Annotated in this window: 13 protein-coding genes and 3 pseudogenes; 4 read left to right on the top strand and 12 right to left on the bottom strand. The window is 39.2% G+C overall.

Going from position 1 to position 13573, the window contains the following annotated elements; all coding sequences use genetic code 11:
• Window positions 1-58 precede the first annotated feature (58 nt).
• Entirely contained in the window at window positions 59-1405 is a 1347-nt protein-coding gene (gene gdhA / locus F9856_RS10880; RefSeq protein ID WP_172034614.1) for an NADP-specific glutamate dehydrogenase, read from the bottom strand.
• Between the two features lie 222 nt (window positions 1406-1627).
• Between gdhA and F9856_RS10875 the strand changes: the two genes are divergently transcribed.
• The 3 genes and pseudogenes from F9856_RS10875 to F9856_RS10865 all read left to right on the top strand — a co-directional run bounded on the left by F9856_RS10875 (window position 1628) and on the right by F9856_RS10865 (window position 3979).
• Window positions 1628-2566 carry a dihydroorotate oxidase gene (locus F9856_RS10875; protein ID WP_202106608.1) on the top strand — a complete coding sequence of 313 codons (939 nt, stop codon included), beginning with the start codon at window positions 1628-1630 and terminating at the stop codon, window positions 2564-2566.
• A 313-nt stretch (window positions 2567-2879) separates the two neighbouring features.
• Window positions 2880-3140 (top strand): annotated as a pseudogene (locus F9856_RS10870) (hypothetical protein); the annotation flags it as partial.
• Between the two features lie 11 nt (window positions 3141-3151).
• Window positions 3152-3979 (top strand): Cof-type HAD-IIB family hydrolase, encoded by an 828-nt coding sequence (locus tag F9856_RS10865; protein WP_202106607.1) that lies wholly within the window; start codon window positions 3152-3154, stop codon window positions 3977-3979.
• Window positions 3980-3997: 18 nt separating this feature from the next.
• On the opposite strand, the gene F9856_RS10860 is transcribed toward F9856_RS10865, so the two are convergent.
• The 9 genes and pseudogenes from F9856_RS10860 to F9856_RS10820 all read right to left on the bottom strand — a co-directional run bounded on the left by F9856_RS10860 (window position 3998) and on the right by F9856_RS10820 (window position 11617).
• Window positions 3998-4909 (bottom strand): IS982 family transposase, encoded by a 912-nt coding sequence (locus F9856_RS10860; RefSeq protein WP_202106606.1) that lies wholly within the window; start codon window positions 4907-4909, stop codon window positions 3998-4000.
• 122 nt (window positions 4910-5031) lie between these two features.
• Window positions 5032-5715 carry a YoaK family protein gene (locus tag F9856_RS10855; RefSeq protein WP_202106605.1) on the bottom strand — a complete coding sequence of 228 codons (684 nt, stop codon included), beginning with the start codon at window positions 5713-5715 and terminating at the stop codon, window positions 5032-5034.
• 56 nt (window positions 5716-5771) lie between these two features.
• Window positions 5772-7136 carry a dihydrolipoyl dehydrogenase family protein gene (locus F9856_RS10850; protein WP_202106604.1) on the bottom strand — a complete coding sequence of 455 codons (1365 nt, stop codon included), beginning with the start codon at window positions 7134-7136 and terminating at the stop codon, window positions 5772-5774.
• A complete protein-coding gene (locus F9856_RS10845) occupies window positions 7136-8329 on the bottom strand; it encodes an oxalate decarboxylase family bicupin (protein WP_202106603.1) in 1194 nt (397 codons plus the stop codon). The genes F9856_RS10850 and F9856_RS10845 overlap by 1 nt, the downstream gene beginning before the upstream one ends.
• 7 nt (window positions 8330-8336) lie before the next feature.
• A pseudogene (locus F9856_RS10840) lies at window positions 8337-8789 on the bottom strand (virulence factor); the annotation flags it as partial.
• A 15-nt stretch (window positions 8790-8804) separates the two neighbouring features.
• Entirely contained in the window at window positions 8805-9452 is a 648-nt protein-coding gene (locus F9856_RS10835; RefSeq protein WP_202106602.1) for a hypothetical protein, read from the bottom strand.
• 2 nt (window positions 9453-9454) lie between these two features.
• Window positions 9455-9757, bottom strand: coding sequence for a hypothetical protein (locus tag F9856_RS10830; RefSeq protein WP_202106601.1), 303 nt, complete (start codon window positions 9755-9757; stop codon window positions 9455-9457).
• 209 nt (window positions 9758-9966) lie between these two features.
• Window positions 9967-10476 (bottom strand): DinB family protein, encoded by a 510-nt coding sequence (locus F9856_RS10825; protein ID WP_202106600.1) that lies wholly within the window; start codon window positions 10474-10476, stop codon window positions 9967-9969.
• 13 nt (window positions 10477-10489) lie between these two features.
• Complete coding sequence (locus tag F9856_RS10820) at window positions 10490-11617, bottom strand: NADH-dependent flavin oxidoreductase (RefSeq protein ID WP_202106609.1); 1128 nt, start codon at window positions 11615-11617, stop codon at window positions 10490-10492.
• Between the two features lie 105 nt (window positions 11618-11722).
• On the opposite strand from F9856_RS10820, the gene F9856_RS10815 reads away from it, so the two are divergent.
• On the top strand, window positions 11723-12187 hold the full coding sequence (locus tag F9856_RS10815; RefSeq protein ID WP_202106599.1) for an Rrf2 family transcriptional regulator: 465 nt from the start codon (window positions 11723-11725) through the stop codon (window positions 12185-12187).
• 152 nt (window positions 12188-12339) lie between these two features.
• Here F9856_RS10815 and F9856_RS10810 read toward each other — a convergent pair.
• Together F9856_RS10810 and F9856_RS10805 are read right to left on the bottom strand one after the other, a co-directional pair.
• Window positions 12340-12858 (bottom strand): annotated as a pseudogene (locus F9856_RS10810) (oleate hydratase); the annotation flags it as partial.
• Between the two features lie 36 nt (window positions 12859-12894).
• Complete coding sequence (locus tag F9856_RS10805; protein WP_202106598.1) at window positions 12895-13500, bottom strand: DUF1269 domain-containing protein; 606 nt, start codon at window positions 13498-13500, stop codon at window positions 12895-12897.
• Window positions 13501-13573 lie beyond the last annotated feature (73 nt).

The raw sequence follows: 13573 nt of genomic DNA, 5'->3' as shown, positions 1-13573 counted from the left end.
AATTGGCACGTCAATTTTGGAGACATTTTTATTATGGTTTAGTGAACTAAAAGTAAGCTTATACCAAACCTTGGGCAATCATGCTATCCGCAATTTGTTCAAAGGCTGCGATGTTAGCACCTGCAAGGTAGTCTGTACCAAGGTCATATTTTTCAGCAGTTTCTTTGGCTGTGTTGAAGATATTTGCCATGATGTCTTTAAGACGGCCGTCTACTTCTTCACGAGTCCATGAAAGACGAAGGCTGTTTTGGCTCATTTCAAGGGCAGATACGGCTACACCACCAGCGTTGGCAGCTTTTGCAAGACCGTAAAGAACGCCATTTTCTTTGTAAACTTTGATAGCATCAAGGTCAGATGGCATGTTGGCACCTTCAGCCACACAGTAAACACCATTTTTCACAAGAGAAGCAGCTTGCTCGCCGTTGATTTCGTTTTGAGTCGCACATGGAAGGGCAATGTCAGCCTTGCCGTCGTAGTTCCATACAGAACCTTCGAAGTACTTAGCAGTTGCTTTTTCTGCAGCGTATTCTGTCAAACGAGCACGGCGTTTTTCTTTGATGTCCACCAAGAGGTCGAAGTCAATACCAGTTTCATCGATGATATAACCATTTGAGTCTGAAACAGAAATAACTTTTGCACCAAGTTCAGTCGCTTTTTGAACAGCATATTGGGCAACGTTACCAGAACCTGAGATAAGGACAGTTTGGTCTTTGAAGGATTTACCGTTTGCTGCCAACATATTGTCAGTAAAGTAAACCAAACCGTAACCAGTTGCTTCTGGGCGGATTAATGAACCACCGAAGCCAAGAGGTTTACCAGTCAAGACACCTGCATCAAACTGGCGGAGGCGTTTGTACTGACCGTACATGTAACCAATCTCACGACCACCAACACCGATGTCACCAGCAGGGACGTCAAGTGAAGGTCCGATGTGTTTTTGCAATTCAGTCATGAAGCTTTGGCAGAAACGCATGATTTCAGCATCAGTTTTTCCTTTTGGATCAAAGTCTGAACCACCTTTACCACCACCGATTGGCAGACCAGTCAAGACGTTTTTGAAGATTTGTTCAAAACCGAGGAACTTCAAGATGGATTGGTTTACAGTTGGGTGGAAGCGAAGGCCGCCCTTGTAAGGACCTACAGCTGAGTTGAACTGAACACGGTAGCCACGGTTGACTTGGACATTTCCATCTTTATCTGTCCATGGAACACGGAAGCTGATGATACGCTCAGGCTCAACGATACGGGCCAAGATGTTTTCTTCGATGTATTCTGGGTGTGCTTCAAAAACAGGCTCAAGTGTAGAGAAGAGCTCTTCTACAGCTTGGAGGAATTCTGTTTCATGTGGGTTGCGGGCTTTGACTGCTTCAAAAGAAGCTTGGATGTAAGCTTTGGCATTTGACATAGGGTCACCTGATTTCTTTTTTATTTATTAAATTGTCTGACAATTTAATTTATCTGATAATTATTATAGCACCATGATTTTTAAATGTAAAGAAGAAAATGTAAGAATTTTAAAAAAATTAATAAATTTTTATTAAAAAATCCGAACCTTAGTAGTAAATGAAGAAAATCCGTTTGTTTCTTATGATATAATCAAGAAAGAATGACCTATATGGAGGATAATATGGTTTCAACAGCAACGACACTCGGTGGATTTACCTTTGATAATTGTTTGATGAATGCGGCAGGGGTTTGGTGCATGACCAAGGAAGAATTGGATGCGGTTAAGAACTCGAAGGCGGGTACTTTTGTAACAAAAACAGCAACCTTGGACTACCGCGCGGGTAATCCAGAACCACGTTATCAGAATGTTCTGCTTGGTTCTATCAATTCGATGGGCTTGCCAAATCAGGGCTTGGATTACTATTTGGATTATCTACTAGAATTGCAGGAAACGGAGCCAGAACGCACATTTGTTTTATCTTTAGTTGGAATGTCGCCTGATGAAACTCACGAGATTTTGAGAACTGTAGAAGCCAGTGATTTTAAGGGGTTGACAGAGTTAAATCTTTCTTGTCCCAATGTCCCTGGAAAACCGCAGATTGCCTATGATTTTGAAACGACAGAGACCATCTTGCAGGAAGTCTTCACTTACTTTACCAAACCACTCGGTATTAAGTTACCACCTTATTTCGATATTGTGCATTTTGACCAGGCAGCCGCTATCTTCAATCAATTCCCGCTCAAGTTTGTCAACTGTGTCAATTCTATTGGAAATGGTCTCTATATCAAGGATGAGTCAGTTGTCATCAAGCCTAAAAATGGTTTTGGTGGTATCGGTGGAGAGTATATCAAGCCGACTGCTCTTGCCAATGTCCACGCTTTTTACCAACGTTTGAAACCGGAGATTCAGATTGTTGGAACTGGCGGGGTCTTGACAGGTCGGGATGCCTTCGAACACATTCTCTGTGGCGCCAGCATGGTCCAAGTTGGAACAACCCTGCAAAAGGAAGGTGTGGCAGCCTTTGAACGCATTACGGCTGAATTGCAGGCCATCATGGCTGAAAAAGGCTACGAGACCATTGAAGATTTTCGTGGCAAGCTACAGCACTTAGATGATTGAAATCATCTGTTGAAGACATAAAAAGAAGCTAACATTGTATCGTTCTCCCAGATAGTCTTTTAGGGAGTCGCGAGGGGATAATGTTAGCTCTTTTTAAATGGTCTGTGAAGATCGGTCTGATAATCGTTTGAGGAATGGAATACATAGTCGGAGACATATATTTGTGAGATGGAATTCTGATTTTATTTAGATTTTTTAGCAAAAATGTCGTATACTAATATTAGAACCTCTATTTATAAGTGATGTACCTTTATGGAAGAAATATTTTTTTGAGGGACTACTGACTGTATTTTGAACAAAGGTTCTTAAGTAGGGTGTCTTGATGGATATAAGGATTCAAAAGGAGAATGGGCAAACAAGTATTCAAACTGCTCAAGCCCATCCGACCTGGGTGAATCGCCTTTCAAAAGGGACTTATTCAACAGAGGGATACGAACAATTTTCCTACCAGACTTACATTTTGGAAGACTGGGTAGCTGGTGGTCAATATTATGGGCAGCTAGATGAAGAAATACAGGCGCGTGTGGACGTAGCCTATCAAGAAATGAAAGACTTTGTCAATTTGGTATGGTGAGGAGAGAGAAGATGATAGTTCGATTAATTGCAACAGACATGGATGGGACCTTTTTAGATGGACAGGGGAGTTTTGATAGAGAGCGATTTTCGAAGGTCCTGGAGAAGCTAGAAGAGAAACATATTCCTTTTGTTATCGCTAGTGGTAATGGAATTGGGCGATTACTACAATTATGCCAAGGATTTGAAGATAGATTAATCTTTGTAGCGGATAATGGAGCCCATGTGTATCAAAATGGCAAGACAGTAATTCGTCGGGCTATTCAGCAAGTGGAAGTCGAAGCAATACTGCATTTTTTCAAAGGCCGTTGGGCGGATGTATGTCTGATGTTGTCGAACGATGGAAATATTTATATGCAGGCTGGGGCAGGTGTGCCATTTGCAGGGACGGATTTGCCAATAAAACCAGCTCAGATGGCTGCCTTCCAAAATCGTGTGACATATTTAGACGACCTTAGTACCTATCCTATTTCTGAGCCGATTTATAAGGTTGGTCTCTGGGTTCCTGAAGCGCGTGTAGAATCGATAACGGAAGAGTTTAACCAGGCTTTTCAAGGTCAGTTGGTGGCTGTAACCAGTGGGTATGGTTCCGTTGACATTCTACCGCAGGGTATCCATAAGGCGTGGGGCTTGGAGCAGGTTTTACAGGACTTAGCAACCCAACCTGATCAAGTTATGGCCTTCGGTGATTCAGACAATGATATTGAGTTATTGTCCTACGTTGGGTATTCCTATGCCATGGAAAATGCGACAGACAAGGTCAAGGCAGTTGCCAAATACATGGCTCCAAGCCATTTGGAAGCAGGTGTGCTTCAGGTCATTGAAGAATATATTTTATAAACCCGTTGTGCTAGTTAATCAAGCGTAAGCAAGGGAATATTTTAAACTGATACCAAATTCAGTATGACTGCTTTTAAGCAAAAGAGAATAGATAAGTAATATTGCCTCTGTCTTAAATTTGAGCGCCTGAATGTTTCGACAACGTAAAGCCTCCATTCCAAACTGCTCTAAACTAGAAAATACAGTCTCCACTGGTTTCCTCAATCGACTTATTTTGTAATTTTCTAGCCATGAATAACCCACCATGTTTTTTCTGAGTTGAGAAATTAACTGGATGCCACAGTCTGCTAACGCTGCCTTTGTCTGTCTATCCACATATCCTTTATCTCCATAAACGATTGGAAATGGGCTGTTTTCAAGTAGCTCCAAAGCAACATCGCCATCATAAATAGATGCGGGTGTGACAACATAATCAATAGGAAACCCACTATCGCTGACAAGAACTGAAAATTTCAAGCCATAATAATGGATTTTCTTAGTCGCATTATAGCCAATATCTGCCACCTCTGATAACAATGTAGCTCTCATGTTGCGAATGGTGTGACATAGGGCACAAGGAAAGCTGTCAATCAAGCCGAACGAGCAGGTTTGACAAAGATCTAAGACCATAAAATAGCGCATACGCTGAATACTTTGAGCAAGATTTTGACAGATACGGCAAAATCGAGAGCGTTCAGGGAAGTTGTCAGAGAAGAGATTATGACGAATTGCACGGTAAATAGCACTTGCCGTCCTGCAGCCCTCTTGAATTGCCCAAAGATAACTAGCGATAACAACGACATCAGACTGTTTTTGTAGGTGGATGTTTCGCCGATTTCGAACCTCATGGGGAACAAATCGCTCATATAAAGCGAGAACTTGGGTCAAGATTTTTGAAAAAATAACTTGTGTTTGATTGGGATTTGCGAGATAATAATGTTGGCTTTGCATATCATTCCCTCATTTCGTGGTTGTTTTGAGTTTATGATACGCAAAGTTTTTTTTATTTGGCTAGAATTAACTAGCACAACGGGTATTACTTATAACTCACGTACTATATTTACTTTCTATATTCAATCTAGCTTTGAATTAGTTATTTTTAAAATACAAAATCCATAATATATTATTAAAAATAGAATTGGTAATGACACTATAAGTAGGGCATGATGAGACAACATTTTTTGAAAATATTGAGAGATAAGAGCTCCTGTTACAAAAGAGAAAACGACTTTTGTAAATAATAGGGCTAAATTCTTTTTACTATCATTCTTTGTGAGTGCAAAATCCGACCAGTATAAAACCATTTTTTTAATATTACCTGTTATAAACGCATCATTGTAAGATTGCCCATCAACTTTATCAAAGCAAGCGACGGTTAAAGCCAGACCAAACGATAACGGAAATAGCGCTAGTGGATCACTAACCATATCAATTAAGGCATAGCTACATAAAATGGATGCTAAAAAGAGAAAAAGCAAGTAAAATTCCAAGAAAATAATATGAACTCTATTAGCAAGATACCTTGAAATCATAATTCCTAAGACAAAACCAAATAGCGTTGATAGTTTAATAGAGACTCCAGACCAATCTTTTAAAATAAAATCACTTGTTAGCAAAACCATATTCCCAGACTGGGTCAAAGGTAGGGTATGATCAAAATTACTATAAGCATAGCTATCAATAAACCCTCCTGAAAAGGTTAGGAACATTGCGATAGTCGTCCGTTGATTGATCGCTGTAATTTCAGATGTTTCCATTGACTTCCTTTCTAAAAAGAGGAAGCCACCATAAAAAGTGAGTTCCTCTTTTACTGTTATGTCCAAATACCATATAAATCAGTTGCTAGGGAAGGGTAAGCAAAGATGACATCCTGAACATCTTGCATGCTGGCTCCCAAGTTAATGAGTAAAGCTAAATAATTTACTAAAATATCTGTGGTATCACTTAAAATTTCTGCACCCACGACTCTTTGACTTTGATGTTCGACAACCAGTTTGAGTCGTGCCAAATCATCCCTTACACGCCTATAATTTTGCCAGTGGCTCATATCAACAGTTTTAATGGTGTAGTTATGAGAGTCTACTTTTGCTTGATTAACAGACATACCAACCTGCCCCAATTTAGGAATACTAAAAACAGTTACAGCAGGGGCTTTAGGATAGGAGATACAATCGTTCCTATGACCTAACAGTAAGTTAGCCAAATATTTTGCCTGGTAATCACCATAACTCGTCAACTTAGGAACTGGAGCGTCACAGCAATCTCCTAAAGCATAAATCCACTCTTTAGAGGTTTGCAAGTAATCATTAACTGCAACCCCTTTGGCATTATAGCTAATGCCTGCTTTTTCTAAATCTAGTTGTTGGATATAAGGAGCACGTCCAGCAGCATCATAAACGCCATTAACACTTAAGGAAACACCTGTTGATAGCAATACGGTGTAGAGACCATTATCCTCTTTAGAAACCCTTGTGGGTTCGGCATTTAAATGGAACTCCGCCCCTTTTGCCTGGAGTCGTGAGACTAAAGTATCAACGAGTTCTTTATCAAAGCCTCTGAGAATACTATCATTGTGCTGAATGACATGCACCTTAACACCCGCCTCGGTAAAGCTCGAAATGAGGGAGAGGGCAATAACACCAGCACCAATAATAGCAACCTCTTTTGGTTTACGATGTTGTCGTAACAAATTACCACTATCATCTACAAATTGAGCTCCTTCAAACGTTAGCTCTCGAGGTCTAGACCCTGTTGCGATTATAATCGTATCAGCTGACAGAACCCGTCCATCAACGATAACATGGTGATCATCTAGAAATCTCGCTTGCCCTTCAAAGGTATAAACACCAGAAGAAATAGCGCGCTCTTTTGCTCTCGCTCGCTGATCTTCAACTAGCCAATCCCGATGGCTAATCATATCTTCCCAGTTGATAGTTGGAACGTCATCGAAACCTTTTCCTTGAAAAGCCTCAATCTTGTGGTGCAACTCACTTAAAGCCAAAATCGCCCTTTTCGCTATTGCACCACGGTTAATACTCGTTCCGCCCCAGTCTCTGGATTCGATCAAGGCAACAGACTTACCTTCAGTAGCTAAATTACTTGAAACGGTTAGCCCCGTTATTCCTCCACCAATGACTAAAAAATCAAAGTTTTTGGTTTTCTTTTCAGAATTAGTCATTAGAAGGGCTTTTTTTCAGATTTATTGAATTGGATCTTTTCAGGGTCAAACCAAACAACAGGTTGTGCTTCTTGTGGGAAACGTTCTACAACATCTTCTGAGAGGTTCAAATGTTCAGCGACCGTTTTTGTAGGAACAGATGCCAACCATTTATTAAGGGAAATATCGGAATAATCAGGATTTGGAAAGACTTCAACAAAAACGAGCTTTTCTGTTCCTGTATTTTGAACATAGTGACCTGCGACATTTGGCACATAACCAACATCTCCAGCCTTAAAATCAAACGTCCGAGCTAAACCATTAGAGTTAAAAACACCCATTCTTGCTTGACCTGAAATGTAATATTGCCACTCAGATGATTTAGGGTGCCAATGAAGTTCACGCATACCACCTGGTTCCACTTCAACAATCGCACCTGCAATGCTCTTAGCAGCTGGAAAGACAGATTGGTCAATAATCCAAACGCGACCAGCTTCCGTTTCAATAGGGTCAATATCGTCCAAATGGAAGGTTAGTGGATGGACAGTATCTCCTTTGGAGTTAGGACGTTTTTCTTCTTCAATGGACTGAGGTAGTGTTCCGTTAAAGATGTATTTTTCTTTTTTAGGAAGAGGTTCAAGAACCTCTTCACTTTGCTTAAAGTTGGCTTGAACAACTTCTTCTGGTGTATGGGCTAGCCAATCACTTAGCAAAAGGGTTTGATTTTCTGAGAAGTTGGCGTCATTAAAGACAAGTAAGAATTCACAACCTTCATCTAGTGCTTGAATGGAATGGGCTACCCCTGATTCAAAGTTCCACAAATCACCAGCTTGGACATCGTCAATAAAGGTTTGCCCATGTTCGTCAATTCCTGTTACCCGTGCATTTCCGTAAAGCATTAGTCCCCATTCAGCTTCTTTGTGCCAGTGCATTTCTCGGTAAGCCCCAGGTGCTAAAGCCATATTAACACCAGCCAGCTCATCTGAAATTGGCAATTCACGGATGGTGACTTCACGTGCCCAGCCACCTTCTTCCATACGGTTATGAGCATCAGAGTAACTAAAACGCATATTTGATAAAGTACCATGGTCTGTTGTTGGTGGAACTAAAATATCTGGATTTTCACGGTCACGTTCAATATTTCGAGGTCCAAAGTCTAACCAGCCTTTATTGTCTTTGTTCCGAGTTGGTTGAGGGATAGTTGAATTTGTCATAGAGATTCTCCTCTTTCGTCGAAGCAGAGACATAGACCCGAACATACATGCCTAACATGGCAATGTTTTTCTTACGAATATCACGGTCTAACTCTTGAAGGTCTTTAATTTCATCCAACTCTTGTTGATTATCCGTTACCTTACTATTTCCTGTAATACGAGTAGATTTTTCTTCGATGGACTCCTTAATCTCTTGTTTTAGCTCTTTATTGCTCTCCCGATACCAATCTAAAAAAGCTCGTGTACCTGGGATGAGTAAGAGTTCGGACAACCAAAAACGGTCTAATTCTTCTGATGGGTATTCATAGAACAATAAATCCGTGTGGTAGCCATCCCCACTCACCCAATAGCGGTCATGGTTAAAATCAATATTGCCTTGGGGTTGAATCCGACTTAAAAAAGCTAAATCATACCCCGCAGCTTTTAATTGACGTTGGCGTTTTTTGGATAAATCTGGCATAAACTCTCCCTTCTACTACACCTTTTCATTCATGTTATTGTACTGTTTTAAAATTTGTTCTTTTTTAGCAACGCTAATGTTTTGGGGAACAAAATCATTATTTCCATAGGTTTTTGCTTTCCGCACAAGTTCATCCATTTCAGATGTGGTTGGGGCAAACAACCATAAGATAAATTCCGTGTTATAAATTTCTTGTTGGATAGACTCTTCTACCTGAAGATCATTAGTCAGTAGTACTTCACGGTCTTCTAGTTGATAGTAACGACGAGAGGTTGGAGATAATTTTGCTTTTTCCTGCCGAACCAAACTCAGATGGTGACGTAAATCCGCAATCTGGGTGGTCGTATCTGTTGGTAACGTCGTCACTTCAATTTGAACATTGGTATTAAAATCCGTAATCCATTTCTCGAAGTTATCTAGCGTACGTTGGATCTCGTTATAGGAGAGTGACCCTAAATCTTTCCTTGAGATTTCCATCAACTGCAGGTAGCCATAATCAACCAACTCAATGTAAGCCTTATGATTATTGACGATCGTTTTGACATCGATCAATTCAACAGCAGAATGCAGGTCATAGTAATCCTGCGTTTGGTGTTTTGTGGGTTGAAATCGTCCTAAAGGACGTTTGATACCTTCTGAAGAGGGTGATTGTCTAATCGCCATGACTATTTCACTCCCCTCTGATAATTAATACTGGTATAGCGTTTCCGACGGCGTCTGAAGAAGAGCACCATACTATGCCAATTTTTCTTCCCACCATCGGTTGGTAAAACCAGATATAAACACATGAGTGGGGTTAATAACATAAACACTAGCATCTGTGGCCATTGATTCATGGGAAATAGTCGCATCCCAAAGGTTACAGCAGCAACCGCTGAACCGCCAACAAAAGCAAGATCAATAATGAATAAGCCAATAATCTTAACCCGTGCCCGAATATCACGAGGCACGCCATATTTTTCAGTCATGTAGAATGTCTCCTTTACTAGTTGATAGGTTTATCGTAAGGGATAATTTAAAATCGTGCTGTAACGGTCAAAGTCAATTCCAAAAAGAAAAATAGAGACATCACAATAGCTAAAGAGTTATATAATTTTTTGCATACAAAAAGACGACATCGCTGAAGTCGTCTTCGATTCTATTTATATTAGTTATTCTGGCATTCTTTCAGATAAGCCTATTTCCCAATTACCAGCCTACGAGTATAAACAGCCTGCCCTGCATGCATGGCAACATCATCTACAATAGCTGTGATCCAGACTGATAAAGGAACATCACTTGACCATCTTGTGTTAACAGTTGTAGTCAACTGCTTTTCATCCAATGCAATAAGGTAGTCCTTTGCTAGCGTGACCGATTCTTGTAGATAATCAGCTAGCACTTGTTTATCAGAAACGGTAATTTGAGCAGCCTCTTCAGAGGATTGGTTGCCTTCCAGTGTTTCACGAGGTAATCCGAAATCAAATCTACCTTCCCAATCTTCACTAAAATATAACGGTTCTATTCCTAGTAAAGGAGAAAACTGTAAATCTAAAATCCGAGCACTGTGCCAAATAAGCCAAGTTACCGATTTAATTAAAGGCTGAGGCATTGTATTGGCCTCTTCCACTGTCATTTGATCCAAAGTAGATAAAAACCGTTGCTGAAGTCTATCTAATAACTGACTATACATTTCGAGTTCTTTCATTTTACTTCTCCTTTTAGACATCTCGCATTTCTGATAAATTGGCTCCTTTAAGTGGCGGAAACCAAGAAATACCCTGTAACTGCATCTGCCAGAGACGTTCAGGATAACGGTAATCTAGTTGACGATCAATATCAATAGTGGTCTCAATCTCTTTATAACGTTTTTCCTTTACTAAAGTCGCAAAATTAGGATTAATTAAAACAGCTTTTGCAACTGCGATAAATTCTGCCCACCCTGTTTGATAAGCTTCATTGACTTGTTCTGCAGTTAATAGATTACCTACACCAATTAATGGAAAAGTACCATCAATACGCTTGTGAATCTGTTCAATACGAGATGACGTGGTATCTCCTCCACGACGTGCTTTTTTATCAAATCCCCAAAGTGAAACGTGTAAATATTGAATATTTTTTTGCTTCAAGGCATCAATCAAAGCAAAAGTATCCGTCATAGTCAGCCCATTTTTACCAGCTTCTTCAGGTGAAAATCGGTAACCTACAATGAAATCAGAACGCTCTTGCTGTGTACGAGTTTCAAGCACTGCATCTACAACTGCCAATGGAAAACGTAAACGATTATCTAAACGACCACCCCACTTATCTTGACGATGATTTGATTTCGCTGAAAAAAACTGTTGCAAAAGATAATCATTAGCACCATGCAATTCTACCCCATCAAATCCAGCACGAATCGCCAACTCTGTTGCTTTCCCATAGGCAGAGATTATAGAAACAATCTCATCCTCGGTCAATTCTCTAGCTCCGTCAAGAGCACTTGGAGCCACTGGCTCAACTACCTCTTGAAAATCTGAGGCACGTCTACCTCCATGGTGTAATTGTAAAATAGCCTTAGCCCCTTGTTCTTTAATCACTGTTGCTCTTTGTCGTAAACTAGGAAGATCATCATCAGTAATAGCATAAGGCTCTCCTGGAAAAGTTTTCCCTTCAGGTGATACTAAAGTTGAGGCTGTTATAAATAATCCAAAATCCGTTGCACGACCCTTTAAGAAATTTGCCTCTGCCTCACTAAAACTCCCATCATCAGTAGCACCAAAATGTGTCATTGGGGCAACTACCAAACGATTTTTAATAACGATACCGTTATTAAGTGTATATGGTTGAAAATTGTATTTTTTAAATATACACTATAATATAATTTTTCGTGATAACTGTCAATCTTTTTATAAAAACGTCTATTTATTTTATACAATTATAATGCTATAATACTAAAAAGAGGTACTAAGATTATGAAACAATCAAAACAATTTAGTGACGCCATTCATATTATGACTTATATTGCATTAACAGATGATCCTAAACAACTTAAGAGCGAGAAAATTGCAGAAAGTGTCAAAACTAACGCTTCAAACATTCGACGAATTATGGGAAATTTACGCAAAGCGGGACTTCTCTGCAACCAACAAGGGGATTCAAAAAATAGATTGTCGCGGCAATCGAAGGATATTACTTTACTTGATATCTATAAGAGCTTACCTGGAGATAATCCTTTACTTCAAATTGATAATGACACGAACCTTAACTGTATTGTTGGAGGGAATATTCAAAACGTTTTAGCTGAAAAATATGCTTTCTTACAATTACATTTTGAGAAGGAGCTAGATCAATTAACTCTAGCTGATATTATCACCGACCTCTTGTCTAAAGCACGAGCTAAAGGAGAATCCTTAGAAGATATCAAAGCACTACTATAAGCTTTAAGTTGTATTTTTACTATAACTTAAAGCTTTTTAATATCTTATTCTAAAACATAAATTATTCAAAATGATATAACTTTTAACACGTAAAAAAGGAGCCTCAGGCTTGAGACTCCATGAAAACTCTTTAAAATATGCTTTGTTCTAAATTAAATAATATGATAATCTTTCAATAATTTTTCTATATCTGTTCCTTCAGATTTACGTAGAGCTTGTTTGAGGATAAATTTTTCTACAAAATTTAGCTCCATATCAGTAATTGATTTACCATCACGAAGAGCTACAGTCGCATGAAGTAAATCACGGACATCATAGGTACTACCCCAGACTTCTGGTACACCACGGTCAATATTTAATAACGTGTAAACAGCTTCCATACCCGTACGAATAGAGTATTCAGTTGTGAAAATAGTATCACGTTGTGTTTCGGCAAACTGTCCTAAAAAAGCAAAGTTAACGGCACCATCTGGTACAACATTTGGACGATCTCCCTTTTCACGTGGCATGAAGAAGGCTGTTATGTAAGGCATCATACAAGGAACTGTTTTGGCACTATGACGTGATAAATCATCAATCTCTGCTACAGGAACTCCCATATGATAAAGCCATTCAGCACAAATTTCTTGACCAGTACAATCACGCATCGGTTTCTTGATATAGTCACCTTTTAAAAATAAATGCAAAACAATTTGATTAATTAAAAGCTAATTCTTTTTTGAAAATTTTTCTTTAATGTCAGCTCTCAGCTTGTCAAATTTTTCATGACGGGCTTCTTTTTTATCCGCGATTAAACGAGCTTTGGCCTGATGAGCTAGGTCTTGTTGGATTTGAAGGGCAGATTCTACTTCTGCTAAAACAGTCGCAACATTCCATCTTGCAATATGAGTCTGATATTTCTCAAAAATAGCATTTAAGACAGATTCATCATTTTCTTGCACAAGTGCAATTATAGCGACTTCCCCGTTAGTCAAATTTTCACTAACAGTTGTAATTAGTGCTGAATTAGCCAATTCTTTATCTGAACCAATGGAAGCTCCAATCATTCCACCAGCTGCAAAACCAAGGAGAACACCTAACGGTCCACCTAAAATACCAACTAGACTGCCAATTAACCCACCTTTGAAATAATCATTTTCCAAGGAATTCATCAAATCAAAGTTATCTTTAACGTTAATAATACCATTTTCAGCTTTCACAATCGAAACCTGAGCTAATTTTGTATTTTCCGTTTGACCAAATTGTTTCAGCTCTGAAAAGGCTTGAAAAGCCTCACTTTCAATGCGAAAAATTGAGACAACAACATTTTCCATAGGCTTATATCTCCTTTATTGTTTTATATAAATTAAATAAAATATTCTATACGTATAGCATCAGTACTAACTA

The sequence above is a fragment of the Streptococcus suis genome, assembly GCF_016743335.1.
Classification (GTDB): domain Bacteria; phylum Bacillota; class Bacilli; order Lactobacillales; family Streptococcaceae; genus Streptococcus; species Streptococcus suis_Y.
Note: the sequence above shows the minus strand (reverse complement) of the source record. Positions and strands in the feature narration are given on the sequence as shown.

Bases quoted from the DNA above. Each gene is read 5' to 3' on its own strand.
- F9856_RS10805 (WP_202106598.1), bottom strand. From the start codon at position 13,500: ATGGAAAATGTTGTTGTCTCAATTTTTCGCATTGAAAGTGAGGCTTTT.
- F9856_RS10875 (WP_202106608.1), top strand. From the start codon at position 1,628: ATGGTTTCAACAGCAACGACACTCGGTGGATTTACCTTTGATAATTGT.
- F9856_RS10815 (WP_202106599.1), top strand. From the start codon at position 11,723: ATGAAACAATCAAAACAATTTAGTGACGCCATTCATATTATGACTTAT.
- F9856_RS10830 (WP_202106601.1), bottom strand. From the start codon at position 9,757: ATGACTGAAAAATATGGCGTGCCTCGTGATATTCGGGCACGGGTTAAG.
- F9856_RS10855 (WP_202106605.1), bottom strand. From the start codon at position 5,715: ATGGAAACATCTGAAATTACAGCGATCAATCAACGGACGACTATCGCA.
- F9856_RS10865 (WP_202106607.1), top strand. From the start codon at position 3,152: ATGATAGTTCGATTAATTGCAACAGACATGGATGGGACCTTTTTAGAT.
- F9856_RS10845 (WP_202106603.1), bottom strand. From the start codon at position 8,329: ATGACAAATTCAACTATCCCTCAACCAACTCGGAACAAAGACAATAAA.
- F9856_RS10850 (WP_202106604.1), bottom strand. From the start codon at position 7,136: ATGACTAATTCTGAAAAGAAAACCAAAAACTTTGATTTTTTAGTCATT.
- gdhA (WP_172034614.1), bottom strand. From the start codon at position 1,405: ATGTCAAATGCCAAAGCTTACATCCAAGCTTCTTTTGAAGCAGTCAAA.
- F9856_RS10860 (WP_202106606.1), bottom strand. From the start codon at position 4,909: ATGCAAAGCCAACATTATTATCTCGCAAATCCCAATCAAACACAAGTT.
- F9856_RS10835 (WP_202106602.1), bottom strand. From the start codon at position 9,452: ATGGCGATTAGACAATCACCCTCTTCAGAAGGTATCAAACGTCCTTTA.
- F9856_RS10825 (WP_202106600.1), bottom strand. From the start codon at position 10,476: ATGAAAGAACTCGAAATGTATAGTCAGTTATTAGATAGACTTCAGCAA.